Origin of the sequence: uncultured Agrococcus sp. (genome assembly GCF_945915485.1) — a bacterium.
Taxonomy (GTDB): domain Bacteria; phylum Actinomycetota; class Actinomycetes; order Actinomycetales; family Microbacteriaceae; genus Agrococcus.
Map to the genome: position 1 here is coordinate 1 of NZ_CAMEFJ010000059.1, position 16,329 is coordinate 16,329.

The 16,329-nt window shown below is 65.2% G+C and carries 10 protein-coding genes; 6 read left to right on the forward strand and 4 right to left on the reverse strand.

Going from position 1 to position 16,329, the window contains the following annotated elements:
- The 4 genes from adh to Q0O95_RS09875 form a co-directional block, all read left to right on the forward strand.
- The coding region (gene adh, locus Q0O95_RS09860; protein WP_293697870.1) for an aldehyde dehydrogenase at positions 1 to 1,248 on the forward strand (1,248 nt) is incomplete at its 5' end.
- A 284-nt stretch (positions 1,249 to 1,532) separates the two neighbouring features.
- The gene (locus tag Q0O95_RS09865) at positions 1,533 to 6,380 is read left to right on the forward strand and encodes a proline dehydrogenase family protein (protein WP_293697872.1); all 4,848 of its coding nucleotides are present in this window, start codon (positions 1,533 to 1,535) and stop codon (positions 6,378 to 6,380) included.
- A gap of 61 nt (positions 6,381 to 6,441) precedes the next feature.
- A complete protein-coding gene (locus tag Q0O95_RS09870; RefSeq protein ID WP_293697874.1) occupies positions 6,442 to 7,167 on the forward strand; it encodes a hypothetical protein in 726 nt (241 codons plus the stop codon).
- A 68-nt stretch (positions 7,168 to 7,235) separates the two neighbouring features.
- Positions 7,236 to 8,624 carry a PQQ-binding-like beta-propeller repeat protein gene (locus Q0O95_RS09875; RefSeq protein WP_293697876.1) on the forward strand — a complete coding sequence of 463 codons (1,389 nt, stop codon included), beginning with the start codon at positions 7,236 to 7,238 and terminating at the stop codon, positions 8,622 to 8,624.
- Between the two features lie 71 nt (positions 8,625 to 8,695).
- On the opposite strand, the gene Q0O95_RS09880 is transcribed toward Q0O95_RS09875, so the two are convergent.
- Both Q0O95_RS09880 and Q0O95_RS09885 read right to left on the reverse strand, forming a co-directional pair.
- Positions 8,696 to 10,021 (reverse strand): FtsX-like permease family protein, encoded by a 1,326-nt coding sequence (locus Q0O95_RS09880; protein WP_293697878.1) that lies wholly within the window; start codon positions 10,019 to 10,021, stop codon positions 8,696 to 8,698.
- Entirely contained in the window at positions 10,018 to 11,061 is a 1,044-nt protein-coding gene (locus Q0O95_RS09885; RefSeq protein WP_366516475.1) for an ABC transporter ATP-binding protein, read from the reverse strand. The genes Q0O95_RS09880 and Q0O95_RS09885 overlap by 4 nt, the downstream gene beginning before the upstream one ends.
- 397 nt (positions 11,062 to 11,458) lie before the next feature.
- Here Q0O95_RS09885 and Q0O95_RS09890 point away from each other — a divergent pair, with 397 nt between their 5' ends.
- Entirely contained in the window at positions 11,459 to 11,800 is a 342-nt protein-coding gene (locus Q0O95_RS09890) for a hypothetical protein (RefSeq protein ID WP_293697902.1), read from the forward strand.
- A 39-nt stretch (positions 11,801 to 11,839) separates the two neighbouring features.
- Here the strand turns inward: Q0O95_RS09890 and dcd are convergent, their stop codons facing one another.
- Complete coding sequence (gene dcd / locus Q0O95_RS09895; protein ID WP_293697904.1) at positions 11,840 to 12,418, reverse strand: dCTP deaminase; 579 nt, start codon at positions 12,416 to 12,418, stop codon at positions 11,840 to 11,842.
- Positions 12,419 to 12,528: 110 nt separating this feature from the next.
- Between dcd and Q0O95_RS09900 the strand changes: the two genes are divergently transcribed.
- The gene (locus Q0O95_RS09900) at positions 12,529 to 13,170 is read left to right on the forward strand and encodes an alpha/beta fold hydrolase (protein ID WP_293697906.1); all 642 of its coding nucleotides are present in this window, start codon (positions 12,529 to 12,531) and stop codon (positions 13,168 to 13,170) included.
- Between the two features lie 63 nt (positions 13,171 to 13,233).
- Here Q0O95_RS09900 and Q0O95_RS09905 read toward each other — a convergent pair whose 3' ends face one another.
- Positions 13,234 to 16,146, reverse strand: a complete 2,913-nt coding sequence (locus tag Q0O95_RS09905; RefSeq protein WP_293697908.1) for an LPXTG cell wall anchor domain-containing protein — start codon at positions 16,144 to 16,146, stop codon at positions 13,234 to 13,236.
- Between the last annotated feature and the right edge of the window lie 183 nt (positions 16,147 to 16,329).

Sequence of the window (16,329 nt, forward strand, 5' to 3'; positions counted from 1 at the left end):
GAGGAGAACCTCGAACTGCTCGCGGTCGCCGAAACCTGGGACAACGGCAAGGCGGTTCGTGAGACGCTCAACGCCGACATCCCGCTCGCGATCGACCACTTCAGGTACTTCGCCGCGACGATTCGCGCGCAGGAGGGCACGCTGTCGCAACTCGACGAAGACACCGTCGCCTACCACTACAAGGAGCCCCTGGGAGTCGTCGGGCAGATCATCCCCTGGAACTTCCCGATCCTGATGGCGACCTGGAAGATCGCGCCAGCGCTCGCCGCCGGTAACGCGATCGTTCTCAAGCCTGCCGAGCAGACACCGGCATCGATTCTCGTGCTCATGGAGCTGATAGGCGACCTGATCCCCGACGGTGTACTCAACATCGTCAACGGGTTCGGCCTCGAAGCGGGCAAGCCACTCGCCTCGAACAAGCGGGTTCGCAAGGTCGCCTTCACTGGCGAGACCACGACGGGTCGGCTCATCATGCAGTACGCGTCCGAGAACATCATCCCGATAACGCTCGAGCTCGGCGGCAAGTCGCCCAACATCTTCTTCGAAGACGTCATGGCGCACGACGATGCCTACTGGGACAAAGCGCAGGAGGGCTTCACGATGTTCGCCCTCAACCAGGGCGAGGTCTGCACGTGCCCGTCACGAGCACTGGTGCAAGAGTCGATCTCCGACGGATTCCTGGATGCCGTGGTCGCGCGCACGAAGGCGATCAAGCAGGGCAACCCGCTCGACACCGACACGATGATGGGCGCACAGGCATCCAACGACCAGTTCGAGAAGATCAAGTCGTACCTCGATATCGGCCGACAGGAAGGCGCCGAGATCCTCACCGGTGGCGACCCAGTCGACCTGGGAGGCGACCTCGCGGGCGGCTTCTACATCGCGCCGACGATCTTCAAGGGCGACAACTCCATGCGGATCTTCCAGGAGGAGATCTTCGGCCCCGTCGTTTCGGTGACCACGTTCAGCGACTACGACGACGCTATGCGCATCGCGAACGACACGCTGTACGGGCTGGGCGCGGGTGTGTGGTCGCGAACCGGAAACGTCGCCTACCGTGCGGGTCGTGAGATCCAGGCGGGTCGTGTCTGGGTGAACAACTACCACGCATACCCGGCGCACGCTGCCTTCGGTGGCTACAAGTCATCGGGTATCGGCCGTGAAAATCACCTGATGATGCTCGACCACTACCAGCAGACGAAGAACCTGCTCGTCTCGTACTCCGAGAGCAAGCTCGGCTTCTTCTAGGAAGCTCCGAAGGAGGCGGGATGCCCGACTCTTTCGGAACACAAGCGCTCCTCCATTCGAGCCGCGAGAGCCCCGTACCTCCAGGGTGCGGGGCTCTTTCGTGGACGTAGGTGCGGCCGCTCGCGACCGGCGCGACAAGCCCCGCGTTCGCCTTGAGTTTCGTGCTCTACCTCGTGCCGACACTGCCGTGGAACCGACGAGACGCGGCGCCCGGTCGGCATTATGCAGAGAGCGACTGAGCGCGGGATACCGCGTGAGTCGGAAGAGCCTCCTAGCATGGGTTTATGAGCGACTCGCAGAAGCCAGGCAAGTCGAACGAAGACGAGTTCGAAGACCTCGACGTGCTCTCTGAGCAATTCGCTGATGACAGCGGCGAGGTAGAACCGATCGCTCGCCCCGATGACGGCAGCCCCGACTATCGTCAGGACGACACCGCCCACGAGGACGATCCCGCGCCCGAGGATACTGACCGGGAACCCTCCGCTGCCGAAGCCGCCACGAGCGCGGCTGGTGACGATGCCGAGACACCTGAGGTCGAAGCAGTTCCAGAGGCAGGAGAGGACGAGGTCGCCGAAGACGCTGCAGCAGAGGCCGCTCCAACCGAGCAGTCCGCAGAGCAGGCCGATGAGGGCGGGGATGCCGAGCCCCCTTCGCGGGGATGGTCGCTCTCGGAAGACTTCGGCGCCGACGAGGTGCCGGTTGCGACCGAGGGGGAGCCGTTCTGGCTCGATGACGACGGCGAAGTACCCGAGGGGGAACGCCACGACACCGCAATCCTCGATTCCGAGGCGCTGACCGCGCAGGACACCGCCGAACAACCCGTGATCGGTGGGGCCTCCGAGTTCAGCGATACTGCCATGATCAGAGACATCACCGGCGATTACGAGGTCGTCGGCGTCGAATCGGCAGAGGAGACGGGCATCGTCGACCTTCCCGCAGCCGATCCGCAGGCGGACGAAGCGGATGCCGAGCCGCCGATAGCCTCGCCCGCTTACGAACAGCCGACGCCGCAGGAGACAGCCGGGCTCGAGGCTGCGGGAACCGAACCCGACGAATCGACAGCCGCCGACGACGAGACTAAACGAAACGCAGAGTTCGATGCGCTGATCGCCGAACCGCAGACGACGGGCGAGGACGCGACAGCGGATGACGCCGACAGCGCATCCTGGAATCAGCTCGAGACCGGGGCGATCGAAATCGACCCGGCAGCGCTCGGAGCAGCACGAGCCGAGTTCGAGTCGCTCCAACAGAACGTGACGGCGGAGCATCAGCGTTTGCGGGACACGGGGCGCATCCCGTCTCCTCCCGCGCATCCTTCAGCCCCCGTCGAGTTCATCGATTCGAACACACCGCAGCCGGGCCCTCCGGCGCTGCCGTATTCGAGCCCTCCTCGTGAACATGGCGCTGAGCAAGTCGATCCAGAGGAGCAACAGCGGGCCGAACCGGTGCCGTCGGAGACGGTTGCCGGAGCACCGCACGCAGGGGAGATCGTCGTTGCGAGCCCGAGTGAAATCGAGCGTGCACAGCAACCACCGCCCGCGCCAACGCAGCAGGAACTCGACGAGGCGGAGCGCGAACGGCAAGCGATTCTGCATCCCGCCGAGCCGGACACCGAGGACGAACTCGCGCAGGCGGCCATCAACAGGGTGCGGTCCTGGATAGGGCAGCGCAACCCGAATGTGAAGCGCGACCCTGCCGCCGAGCGTCTCGCAGGCCTTCTGCAGGATCCCGACGGGCTGCAGTTCGCGATGCGGTTCATCGATCGCGTCGTGCGTGTCGAAGACAAGCAAGTGGCAGCGCGGGAGTTCGAGCGGCTCAGCCGCAGAGTTCCCGGCTTCCTGGAGTGGTACCTGAAGTTCGCGATTTCGATGGGCGGCGGGTTCGGGCTGTTGTTCCCGAGTCTCGTGATCCCCATGGCGAAGAAGGCGCTTCGTCGCCTCGTGTCGCACCTCGTCATCGACGCGAGCAGCGAACGGCTCGGCAAGAAGCTGACGAAACTGCGAGCGGATGGCAGCAGGCTCAACATCAACCTCCTCGGTGAGGCGGTGCTGGGCGAGCAGGAGGCCCAGCGACGACTCGATGGCACGCTGCAGCTGTTGTCACGCCCCGACGTCGACTACGTGTCGATCAAGGTGTCATCCTTGGCGCCGCAGTTGAATCTGTGGGGTTTCGAAGAGACGGCAGAGCGCGTTGCCGCGCGGCTCATGCCCCTGTATCGGGTTGCCGCAGAAGCTGCTCCCGCGAAGTTCATCAACCTCGACATGGAGGAGTACCACGATCTCGATCTCACGATCGAGGTGTTCAAGCGGATCCTTGCGAACCCTGAACTTCAGCGCCTGGAGGCCGGCATCGTGCTCCAGGCGTACCTGCCGGATGCGCTTCCGGCGCTCGAGCACCTGACCGAGTGGGCAAGGGCGCGCGTTGCCGCCGGTGGCGCGGGTATCAAGGTGCGGGTCGTCAAGGGCGCGAACCTCGCCATGGAACGCGTGGATGCGGTGCTGCACGGATGGCCGCAGGCGACAGTAGGGTCGAAAACGGCGGCGGACGCGAACTACAAACGCGTGCTGGAGCATGCGCTCAGGCCAGAGAACGCCGGGATCGTGCGTATCGGAGTCGGCGGCCACAACCTCTTCGACCTCGCATACGCGATCGAACTCGCGAGCCGCAACGGCGTCAGCGATCACATCGATATCGAGATGCTGCTGGGCATGGCGTCCGAATACGTCGAAGCGATTCGCAGCGACATCCCCCGTGTTGTCGTATACACGCCTGTCGTCCATCCGAGAGATTTCGACGCTGCCGTCGCCTACCTCGTTCGTCGCCTTGAGGAAAACGCGGACAACGAGAACTTCATGCGCCGAGCGTTCGAAGTCGGATCACAACTTGCGGCATTCGAGCTGGAGCGCGATCGGTTCCTCTCCTCACTCAAGCTACTGCGCGAGATCGAGACACAGGGGCCGCCGGCAACGAACCGTCAGCAGAATCGCGGCGGCGACCTCACCGTCGCGGTCGCCGATGCAGCTGCGCATACCGAGTTCTTCAACGAACCCGATACCGATGCGTCCCTTGCGGCGAACCGCCGTTGGGGAACACGCATTCTTGAGCGGGCATCCGACAGTGAACTCGGGCTCGGCACCCTGAAGCGCAATCTCATCGACGATGTTCCGACGATGGAGCGACGGATTCGCAAGATCGTCGACGCCGCACCCGGATGGCGTGCACGCGGTGCTGAAGGGCGACGCGGCATCCTGCTCGATGCCGCCGTCACGCTCGGTGCGTACCGCGGTCGTCTCATCGAGGTCATGGCCGCGGAGACGGGCAAGACCATCGCGCAGGGCGACACCGAGGTTTCGGAAGCCATCGATTTCTGCCGGTACTACGGCGACGCCGCAGTCGCTCTCGAAGGCTTCGAGCACGCGAAGCCGAAACCCGTCGATATGACCGTGGTCGTCCCTCCCTGGAACTTCCCGACGGCGATTCCCTGCGGTGGTGTCGTCTCGGCGCTCGCGACAGGCTCGACCGTCGTCATCAAGCCCGCCCGAAACTCGCGCCGGACTGCCGCAGTGCTCTGCGAGGCACTCTGGGAGGCCGGTGTGCCGCGGGACGTCCTCGTCTTCTGCGACATCGAGGACCGTGAGGTTGCTCGCCACCTCATTGCGCACGAATCGGTCGGGCGGCTGATCCTGACAGGCTCCAGCGAGACCGCCGAGCTGTTCTCCTCGTGGCGGCCCGGCCTCCCCATCCTCGCCGAGACCAGCGGCAAGAACGGCATCGTCATAACGCCCGCTGCCGATTTCGATCTCGCCGTCGAGGATCTCGTGCAGAGCGCCTTCGGGCATGCCGGCCAGAAGTGTTCCGCGGCGTCACTTGCGATCCTGGTCGGGTCGGTCGCCTCCAGCGAACGATTCCGGCGCCAGCTGATCGACGCCGTGCAGTCGATGCGCGTCGGCTACCCGACGGACGCGCAGGTGCACATGGGCCCCATCATCGAGCCTGCGCACGGCAAGCTCGAGCGTGCGCTGACAACGCTCGAGGATGGCGAGTCGTGGCTTATCGAACCGAGACGGCTGAACGAAGAGGGTACGCTCTGGAGCCCCGGTGTTCGCATCGGAGTCCGGCCGGGGTCCTACACGCACCTGACCGAATTCTTCGGCCCGCACCTGTCGATCATCGAAGTGCCGACGCTTGCGGCCGCAATCGAGGTGCAGAACGGCACCGACTTCGGGCTGACAGCCGGCATTCATTCGCTCGATGTCGGGCAGGTGGCCGAATGGCTGGAAGGCGTCGAAGCCGGCAACCTGTACGTGAACAGGGGCATCACCGGCGCTATCGTGCGCAGACAGCCGTTCGGTGGCTGGAAGCTTTCGCAGGTGGGGCCGGGAGCGAAGGCCGGCGGCCCGAACTACCTGACCACGCTCGTCGACTGGGAGCCCGTGTTCGAACGTCCGCGCGATCACGTGCGACTCGTAGGGCTGTCGAAATCGGTTGCGACGGTCATAGAAGCGGCAACGCCGCAGCTCGACTTCCTCGAATTCGATCGTGTTCGGGCGGGGGCGAACAGCGACCAGCGTGCGTGGGAGCACGAGTACGGAGTATCCCGCGACGTTTCGAAGCTGGCTGTGGAGCGCAATGTCTTCCGGTACCGTCCCACGAACGAAGTGCTCGTGCGGCTGTCGGAGCGCGGCACGGTAGGGCAGTTGATCCGTGTGCTTGCCGCGGCGACGCGAGCCGGCGCCGCGATTCGTGTCTCGTCCGCGAAGGAGCTGCCGCCGCACGTCGTATCGATCGTGCACATGGAGGACCCGCCGCTGCTCATCGAGCAGGTCGTCATCGAGTCGGATGCGGACTTCCGGGCGCGCATCGACAGCGGGGATGCGCTGGCGCCGATCACGAGCACGGACGATGCAGGAGCAGAGCGGGCAGGGGCGCCCGTGCGCCGCATCCGCCTCATCGGCGGCGATGACCAGCTGGTGGAGCAACTGGCCGGTAACGTCCGGGTCGCGCTCTACGACGCGCAGATCACGACGGAGGGCCGCCTCGAGCTGCTCCCGTTCCTGCGCGAGCAGGCGGTTTCGGTCACCTGCCACCGGTACGGAACTCCCGACCGGGAGATGCTGACACTCGACGTGTGATTGCCGCCGCGATCGCGAGCGAGGGGCGACGCGGGGCGGGTGCGCAGTTACACTGTTGGGCATGACGACGACGTCCCGCACGGCCAGGATCGACCGTGCCCGAGTATTGACCGCGTCGATCCTCTTGCTCGCCGCGGGTGCAGTCGGATCGATGTTGCTGTTCAGCGATTTCGCGTTCTTGTCGGAGAACGATGAGTTCGCGGCGCTCGACCGAGTGAGCAATCGGCCGCTCTACACCTTCGTGGTCGTGAATTCGATCACGATTGCGGTTGCCGCGGCCGGTGTCGGCGCAGTCGGCTTCGCCGCCGGTCGTGGCAGCGCTGTCGCGGCGACGTTCGGGCGCGCATCGGGGATTGCGGCCGCTGTCGGTGCTGCGACACTCGTGACCGGGCAGGTGCTGCTCTCAGCACTCGCCAACCAGTGGATGCGCGACGAAACTCTGCAAGGGTCGGGGAACGTCATGAACGTGTTCACCAGCCTGCAGTTCGGTACCTCGCAAATGGGGTATGGCGTATTCGCGATAGGGCTCGTGCTGCTGTGCATCGCGATCGCATGTTCGCGATCGATGCATCGATACGCAGCGATCGCTCCCGGTGCACTGGCGATCATCATGCTCGTAGTCGTCTCCGACGGGCAGAGCACTGCCGCTGCGCTGCTGCCCATCTGCACACTCCTGCTCGGTGCCGCCGTGCTCGTAGCAGGATTGATTCGCCACAATCCCGTCGGCGACACTGTAACTCCCCCGCAGCAAGACGGCTCTCCCGATTCGCCACCGCCCGCACCGTAGAGTAGAGCGGCTTGCACCTGCAGCGCGCGGGCTCCGCAGGTAGGGTGCTGAGCGAAGGAGGGCGAAGTATGAAGTGGAAGCGCTGGGCGGCCGCTGGGCTTGCGCTGGCGCTCGTGGTGACGTTGACGGTCGTACTTGTCCCGCGCACCGACTGGTGGCACTGTCGTTTCGGCGGCGGGTTGACCGAACCCGACCCGTTGGGGTTCCACACCGCTGGTCAGCTCGACATTCCAGACACATATGACGCAATCGTCGATGAGCTGCGTGCGGCCGGCTTCGGCGATCTGATCGGCGGAGTCACCGATCGCGGAGTCGGTGTTGTGCTGGACCAGGATCAGATCCTGCTGACAGGGTCGAACGAGCAGCCCTTGGAATGGCCGCGCTTCACGGGCACGTGGACCGTGCTGGAGCCGGAGTCCGGGGAATCATGGAGCCGGCGAGTGACCGGCGCACGAGCCAGCGTCGGGTTCTCCGGAGAGTTCATGATGGCCGGTGCCATCGAGTCGGACCGGCTCCCGCTCGTGACCGCCTACGATCGCGAGCGAGGCCGTGTCCAGTCCTGCTCGTGGCTCGGTGATCGCGATGACGTCGACGGGCGAATGGTTGCAGGGGTCATCGAAGAAGGCGAGTATGCCGGGCAGCAGGTGGTGAGCCACCCCACCCCTGACGACTCTGAGGGATACGCGCTGACCCGCATCGATCCCGCGAGCGGAGATCAGCATTGGACGGCTGAGACCTCGCTCGTCGATGTCAAAGGCGTCGACGTGACCGGGAGCGTGGCCATCGGGGGCAGGTTCTCGGAGTTCGACGTAGGCGCCAGCGGGACGGCAAATACATTCCATATGGATGCCGAGCGCGTGGTCTCGATCGAAGCGCTCGATCTCGCCAGCGGCGAGCTGCTGTGGCAATGGCCCGAGCAGATTCCAACCACTCCGACTATCGCAGCTGTGCTTGGCACGGTGCCGCATGACGACGCCGGTGACGGACTGGTGCTGGCGTCGGTACTCGAAGAGCACGATGCCGAGCATGCCGAGAGACGGATCATCGCGCTCGATGCGGTGACGGGCGAAGAAGTGTGGAGCCACGACGTCGCATACGCCGGGAATGCGACGCTGCACAACGGGCTGCTCGTCTTCAACGGCGGCGATGACTGGAAGGGATTGGTGGCGCTGGACGCTCGAACCGGAGTTCTCCAATGGGAGGAGAGCCCCGGTGACGACGGCCCCGAGTTCGATGCGAGCACTGCGGAAGCCCTGCACGACGACAGCCTCCTCGTGCTCGACAGCGATCGAGTTCCGTGGGCGCTGAACCTTGTCACGGGTGATGCAGAACGCTACGACGTGGAAGAGCGTCGAATCGGTTCGGTCCAGCTGTCGGAGAGCCTGGCGGTCGTCAGGGTCGAGACGCCTAACGAATCCGATGTCGACCCGGTGACACTCGTGTTCGCGAGGTCATGAGGGTACGAGGACGCTGCCAGCACTGAGCCGGGCCGGCCGGGCACTGTTCCCGACCGGCCAGACCCGATGCGCTACGCGGTCGCTCGCGTGACGGCGGGCAGCAGCAGGGTCGAGATCCAGGTCGCGACGAAGATCAACGCGACCGCGGCGGCAACGATGCCCAGCCATACGAGAATCGGCAGCGCGCTCGCCTGCAGGAGTCCGAAGAACGGCATCATGAGCAGCACGGTACCCGCCACGGACGTGCCGATCAGGGTTGCGACGGGAATGATCGATCCCCGCATGGTGCTGGACACCAGCACACCCGTCTCCATACCCATCAGGTGCTGCGTGCGCAGCGCATCCCTGTTGTCCAAGATCCTGGCGGACTGCGAGACGCCCGCGAACACCGCGCCCAGCACGCCGGCGATACCGACCGTCAACATGGCACCCATCGTGAGGTCGACGAGCGACTGATCGGCGTCCATCCCCGAGAACATGGTTGCGAGGCTCGCGAGTCCGCCGGCCATGACTCCGAGGGCGAGCGGGCCGACAGCGTTGAAGGCGCTTCGAGGGTCGTCCATGATGTTGCGTGCCGCGATCAGGGTCTCGGCGCGACGTGCAGCCGAGGCGATGATGTAAGCGATCAACCACATCACGAGTGGCCCGACGAAGGCGATGCCGAGCCCGACGAGCGCCATCATGACGATCATGAAGACAATCCAGCCGGTGTCAGACACCATCTCAACTGGAGCTACTTCGGAGACGGTCGTGACGATGATCCACACGAGCGCCACCACGACGATGAGCGCGAGCCTGACCAGATGGGGCCGTGCCCCCTTGACTCGCTGTGCAACACCCAGCGGCGACAGCGAGACCGCAACGAGCGAGCTGAGCGCAGATGCGAGTGCGATCGAGATCACGGCGCCGGCCACGATTGCAATGAGCCCGGGGTGGAGGACCAGCTCACCGCTTGCGAACGGCCGCCCGCCGAAGGGCATGAGCGAGATGAGCGGAACCAGAGCGAAGTACAGCCCGATGCCGAGCACGATGCCCGCTACGGTCTGCACGAGCGTGTCGACAAGCGTCATACCCATGACCTGACCGCGCGTCGCACCCGTGAGCCGCAGCACGGCGAGCCGGGCATCCCGTCGCGTAATAGCCAACCGAACGGCCGACTGCGAGAGCGTCCAGATCGCCGGCAGCAGAAGAGCGCCCGCTATGAGCGACAGAACGGCGGTTGTCGAAGCGACCCAGTCCATGGGGTCGGCCTCGGTGCGCTGCCAGAATGCCAGGATGCCGGCTCCGACCATGAGGGCTGCCGCGCTCGCGAAGGCGAAGGCGACGACCGAGAGGATATCGGTGGCGCGGGGGCCGGTTGCACGGGTGAACCTGCCCCACAGCTGCAGCGTCGTCATCGGCGTTCTCCCTGATCTGCGGCCGGGTACGCCATCGGGTTCTGCACAGCGGGTCGGTGCGCCGAGGGGTGCTGTGCATACTGCGCAGGGTTCGGCACGTGCTGGGCGGGGCTTGCGTACTGCACGGGCCCGGCCTGTTGAGCGCCGGACTGTGCAGGGTTGGCCTGCGCGGGATGAGCCGGAGCAAAGCCGGTCTGGACCTGGTCAGCGGCTGCTGCGACGGCGGGCGCGGGAACCGGCTGCTGCTCCTGCACCGCAGTCGTCTGAGCGGACTGCTGCGGTGCCGTCGAACTGACGACGACACCGTCTTCGAGGTATACGGTGCGCGAGCAGACTCTCGCGACTTCCGGGTCGTGCGTGACGACCACGAGGGATGCGCCACGGGACAGCGTCTGCTGGATCAACAGCTGCAGCACAGCGGCTCCCGTCGTGCGATCGAGTGCGCCGGTCGGTTCGTCGGCGAAGACGAGACCGGGGCCCGTCACGAGCGCGCGTGCTATTGCGACGCGCTGGGCCTGCCCGCCGGAGAGCTGCCCGGGACGCTTGTCGAACATCCCGCCGAGCCCGAGCGCTGCGAGCATGCCGTTCGCTCTGCGCTGTGCCTCCGAGCGACTGGTCTTCGCCAGCAGGAGCGGAATCATCACGTTCTCGCTTGCGGAAAGCTCCGGCAGAAGCTGACCCGACTGGAACACGAAGCCGAAGTCGGTACGGCGAAGACGGGTTCGCTGTGCATCTTTCATGGCGGCGATGTCTTCACCTCGCCAGAGCACGGTGCCCGCGCTAGGGCTGAGGATGCCGGCGAGAACATGCAGCAGGGATGATTTGCCCGAGCCCGAGGGGCCCATGACCGCGACGGCTTCAGGCCCGCCGATACCGACGGAGAAGTCGACACCGCGCAGCGCACGAGTGGATGTCCCCGTGCCCTCGTATGAGAGTTCGAGGCGCTGAGCGTTCAGCGCGGCAGGGGTCACCCGCGGCATCTCGTTGGCTATCTCGGGGCCGGTGAGTGCGGGGTTCTGAATTACGGAGTTTTGCGTCATGACCCCAGCGTGACCCCGCTCCAGCGGGCGCGGCAACGAAAACGGCGCTATGTCAATCGCTGCGCCGAACGACATCATCCTGGAGATGTACGTCGCGGCCGAAACACTCACCATCCCGTGCGCGAGCTGCCGTGCAATGCGCTCGCGGTCTGACACGCGGAAGAGCTCGATGCACGGCCCGCAGCGCTGGCAGTCCCATACGTGCTGCTGATCGCGCCGGCCCGCGCACCCAGGAACCTCTGCAAAGCTTGTGACCATGACAGCGCGCCATCCGGCGGAAGGCCGGCAAGATCGCCAAGGCTCTATCGGAAACCCTCTGCCTCCGCACGGAGCGCAGCCATATCGCCAAGCTGCCGTTCCCGCTGGGAAACGATCGGTGTGGTTCGCATGCAGTTTGGTGACACTGATCTGGATGGGGCTGGCGACCCTTTTCGGTATCGGAGCCGTGCTCTACCTGGGGCTCGGAGTCGTCATGACTAACACGCTCGATGGCGTCTTCGGAAGCGAGCCGCAATACCTCTTCAACTGGGTCATACTCTGGATTGCGATCATCGGCCAGTTACTTGGGTTCGCAGCATCTCTAACAGTGGCACTGCTCGCGCTGCGAGACAAGAAGCGGCAAAGACGCCTTGCGAAAGCCGCAACGATCATGGGGTTCATCGGCGCCGGCGGATTCCTGATCCTCGGAGTGATGCAGGTGCCGCTGTGGAGCATCCTTCTGGATGCTCTTACTCTGTAGCCATCGCCGATGCTCGTCGCGCACCGAGCCCGCAAGCGATCAGTCGATCTTCGTCCGGTGGAAGCTCAGGTGCGAACGGCTCGCGGTCGGTCCACGCTGCCCCTGGTAGCGGTTGAGGTTGTTGCCGGTTCCGTACGGGTGTTCGGCTGGGCTCGACAACTGGATGTAGCAGACCTGGCCGATCTTCATACCCGGCCAGAGCTTGATCGGGAGCGTCGAGACGTTCGATAATTCGAGCGTTACGTGGCCCGAGAACCCGGGGTCGATGAACCCGGCGGTCGAGTGCGTGAGCAGGCCGAGCCTCCCGAGTGAAGATTTGCCCTCGAGGCGCGCGGCGACATCATGACCGAGCGTGATGACTTCATACGTTGCGGCGAGCGCGAACTCTCCCGGATGCAGAATGAACGGTTCGTCGTCCACGACATCGACAAGGCGCGTGAGCTCGGGCTGATCCGCGGCAGGATCGATGAACGGATACCGGTGATTGTCGAAGAGCCTGAAGCCTCGATCGAGTCGCACATCGACGCTCGACGGCTGCACCATCGAGGGGTCGAACGGATCGAGTGCAATGCTTCCAGCTTCAAGGCGGGCGCGGATGTCGCGGTCACTCAGCAGCATGCATCCAGATTACCCGTGAGCGGCGGGGATGGCGGCTCACGGGTCGAGCGCGCCCTATTGACGACAGCGTTGCCGGTCGCGAGACTCGAAACGGAGGCGAAGGAGTCGACATGGTCATCAGCAGTTCGAAAGACGCCCAGGTGCACTGGTACGGGCAGGAGGGCCGGCCGCTAGTCGTGCTGCTGCACGACTACATGGGTCGGCTGCCGTGGATCGATGCCTACGCGAGGCGACTGGCGGAGCAGGGCTACTGGGTCGGAGTTCCCGACTTCTTCGCCGGCCGCTCGACGACCGATCACGACGATGCGGTCTCGCTCATGCAGGAGCGCATGCGGGATCTGCCGAACGCGCTCCGCATAGTGCAAGAGGTGATCGGCGAGGGGCGTGCGCTCGGCAGCCGGTCCGTTGCCCTGATCGGCTTCTCGATGGGCACTCGACTCGGCCTCGCGTACGCGAGCGAGCATCCCGGTGTGGATGCGATGGTCGGATACTACGGGCGCCCGTATGACCCGCGTGCCCACGTGCGCATGCCGGTGCTGTTTCAGCTCGGGTACGACGACGATGACACCGATGCGAAGGCGTTGCAGTCGGAGATGGCGGCACAGGGATTCGAGGACATCGAGATCGTCGTCGAGCCGGATGCGCGTCACGGGTTCCAGAACGAGCAGAACACCGAGAAATACGATGCGGATGCTGCCGAGAGGTCCTGGCGAAGAACGCTGGAGTTTCTGCGCGCTCGCATCGGCGCGTGAATTCTCAAGGGTGAAGGCGGGGCGGCATGAGGGAACCGCCCCGCCTTCTTCAGGGACAGGTGATCAGCCTGCGTTGAACCTGCGTGCGCCAACCAGGAGCGCTCCGCCGAACATCGCGAGGGCAGCTAGGCCGAGGAGAGCGACGGATGCACCGTCGAGGCCCGTCTGCGGCAGCGTGTCGCTGTCGTCACTGTCCCGGTCGGTGGGCTCCGGGTCGGTCGTCGGCTCCGGTGCCGTTGGGTCGGGGTCGGTCGGTTCCGGATCGGTGGGCTCCGGGTCGGTGGGCTCGGGGTCGGTCGGCTCGGGGTCTTCCGTCACGGTGAGTGTGACGGAAGCGGATCCGGAGTCACCGCTCACGCTGACGATGTAGTCGCCGGCGGCCACGTTCTCGGCCGAGAGCGTTCCAGCGAACGCGCCCGCGTCATCCGAGGTCGCCGTGCCGACGAGGTCGCCGTCGAACGTGATCGTGAGTTCCTCATCCGCAGCGAACCCGCTGCCGCTGAGCTGGATGCCGTCGGCGAGCTCGTCGCCGGTGACCGTGCTCTTCTCGAGTTCGAGCGTCGGCTCGGTCGGCTCCTGGCCGTCTTCCGTGACCGTGATGGCGACCGAGACGGATCCCGATTCGCCCGTCACCGTGATCGTGTACTCGCCGGGTTCTACGCCGTCGATAGCGATCGTGTCGGAGAACGATCCCTCGTCATCAGCGGTCGGTGCGCTGACTTCGGTTCCGTCGAAACTGATCGTGAGCTCTTCGCCGGGCGCAAAGCCGTTGCCGTTGAGTTGGACACCGTCAGCGAGCTCGCTCGTGGTGACGGTGCCGGCCCCCAGTTCGATCTCCGGATCGGCCGGTGCCGGCTCGTCCTCGGTCACGGTGATCGTTACCGCCGTGTCGAGCGACTGCGGTGCGACGAGCCATCCGCCACCGCTGATCCAGTTCTGCAGGAATGCGACTTCATGCTCGCCCGGCGCGACGTCGTCCCGCGTGAGCGAAGCGGCAGCGGAGCCCTCGCTATCGGTCGTCAGCGTGTGCCAGAGCTCGCCGTCGAACGTGATCTCGAGTTCGGTATCCGGGCGGAAACCCGTCGCCGAGATGCTGATGCCGCTGTCTGCGAGCTCGCTCTGCGTCAGCTCGGTCGGGTCGAGCTGCACTCCTGGGTTCCAGTTGTCGGCGATGACTTCGAGGGTCGCCGTCGAACTCACGTCACCGCTCGTCGCAGTCACGGTGTGGCTGCCGGCGGATACGTTGGCGGTTACGGTTTCCGAGAAGGTTCCGCTCGTATCTGTCGTCGCCGTGCCGGCTTCTGTGTCGCCGATCGTGATGACGACATCGCTCTGCGCCGGGAAGTTCGTGCCCGAGACGGTTACCCCGTCCGTCAGGAGTTCGTCGACGGTCACTTCCTCGGGCTGTACTGCGACGACGGGGGGTGCGGCATCCGATTCCACCTCGAGCGATGCGGACGCTGTCACCCCGCCGCTCTCTGCGGTTACGGTGTAGTCGCCGGCCTCCACTGTGGCTGTGACGAGCTGCGTGAACGCACCGTCGGCATCCGTCGTTGTCGTGCCGACGGTATCGCCATCGATGGAGATCGTTACGTCGCCGTCACTCGGGAACCCGGTGCCGGAGACCGTGATGCCGTCTTCTTCAAGCTCACCAACGGTCACGCTGTCGGGGGTGACGGTGAGCTCGGGCTCCGTCGGATCCTCCGTGACGGTGAAAGAACCGCTGGCCGTTGCCGAACCGCTCGTCGCCGTCAGTGTGTAGGTTCCGGGAGCGAGGGTCGCAGCGACGTCCGTGGAGAATGCGCCACCGCTGTCGCTCGTCGTCGTGCCGACGGTTTCGCCGTCGACGCTGATGGTGACATCGCTGCTGGCGGGGAAATCGGCGCCTTCGACGGTGAGGCCGCCATCGGCCAGCTCGGCCGCGGTCAGCGTCTCGGGTGTCACGACGATCTCAGGTTCGGCAGGGTCTTCCGCGACGGAGATCGACTCGCTTGCCGAGATCGAGCCCGATGATGCGGTCACCGTGTGGCTTCCCGCACCGACGGATGCGGTCACCGTTGTGCTGAAGGCGCCGCTGGTGTCTGTCGACGCTTGTCCGGCATCCGTGCCCCCGATGTCGATCGTCACCGTGCTCGAGGGCGGGAAGTTCGCGCCGCTGACGGAGACTCCGTCGGCTTCGAGTTCGCTCACGGTGAGCGAGGTCGGAGAGACTTCGATGGCTGCCGGTTCAGGGTCCGGGTTCACGGTCAGGGATGTGGATGCGCTCACCGAGCCCGACGTCGCCGTCAGCGTGTAGGTGCCGGGGTCAAGGCCGGCGGTGGCGTTCGCAGCGAACGCTCCGCTGGAGTCGGTCGACGCCGAGCCTGCGTCGATGCCGTCAATGGTGATGGAGACGGAGCTGGAGGCCGGGAAGTCGACTCCTGTGACATCGACACCCTGGGAGGCCAGTTCGCTCTGCGTGACGCTGCTCGGTGAGACCGAGACCTCGGGCTCGTAGAAGGGTGTTTCGAGCGTCGCTGTGAACGGCTCGGTGCCCTCTGCGCAGCCCGGCAGGTTGGGGAGGTGTACTTTCAATTCACCCGTTGCGACGCCGTCACTGGTGATATTTCCGCTGATGCGGAATCTCGTATCGCTGGTGGGGTCGTCGAACGTGAACCAGTACTCGGCGTCGAACGACCCGTCGTCCGCGATGGGAATCGGCGGGTTTTCGCCCCAATAGATTGGGGCCGGCCATCCACCGCAATACATGTAGGTCTGCGCATCGATCTCGCCGATGTGACCGTTCGAGACCGGGAACGTTACCGTGCGTTCTGTGCTCTGGCCGATCGGGCCGGTGTAGATTCCGGCGGGCACGTCCGGTGCCGCGGCAGCCTGTGCGATGCCGAGGCTCGCGAGAACCATGGTGGTTGCTGTCAGCGCAGCTGCGATGAATGGTTTGCGCCTGCTGCGTCTTGCTGCTGGTGCGCGCTGGGACATTGGGTACCTCTCCTCATGTTTCCTCTGGCCGTGGTTCTCCGTTGCCCGGTATCGATGCGCCCCTGCTGCAGTGCTTGACGAATCGCCGTGGTTTGGCGGGAAACCATCCCTCCAAAGCTAGGAACGCGCGCGTGGGAGATCCAGCGCTCGGACTGTTTCCGGACGAATCCGGACAACGGCCCA

Excerpts from the sequence above, each read along its gene's own strand:
- Q0O95_RS09900 (WP_293697906.1), top strand. The coding sequence starts at position 12,529 with ATGGTCATCAGCAGTTCGAAAGACGCCCAGGTGCACTGGTACGGGCAG.
- Q0O95_RS09880 (WP_293697878.1), bottom strand. The coding sequence starts at position 10,021 with ATGACGACGCTGCAGCTGTGGGGCAGGTTCACCCGTGCAACCGGCCCC.
- Q0O95_RS09875 (WP_293697876.1), top strand. The coding sequence starts at position 7,236 with ATGAAGTGGAAGCGCTGGGCGGCCGCTGGGCTTGCGCTGGCGCTCGTG.
- Q0O95_RS09905 (WP_293697908.1), bottom strand. The coding sequence starts at position 16,146 with ATGTCCCAGCGCGCACCAGCAGCAAGACGCAGCAGGCGCAAACCATTC.
- Q0O95_RS09870 (WP_293697874.1), top strand. The coding sequence starts at position 6,442 with ATGACGACGACGTCCCGCACGGCCAGGATCGACCGTGCCCGAGTATTG.
- Q0O95_RS09865 (WP_293697872.1), top strand. The coding sequence starts at position 1,533 with ATGAGCGACTCGCAGAAGCCAGGCAAGTCGAACGAAGACGAGTTCGAA.
- Q0O95_RS09885 (WP_366516475.1), bottom strand. The coding sequence starts at position 11,061 with ATGACGCAAAACTCCGTAATTCAGAACCCCGCACTCACCGGCCCCGAG.
- dcd (WP_293697904.1), bottom strand. The coding sequence starts at position 12,418 with ATGCTGCTGAGTGACCGCGACATCCGCGCCCGCCTTGAAGCTGGAAGC.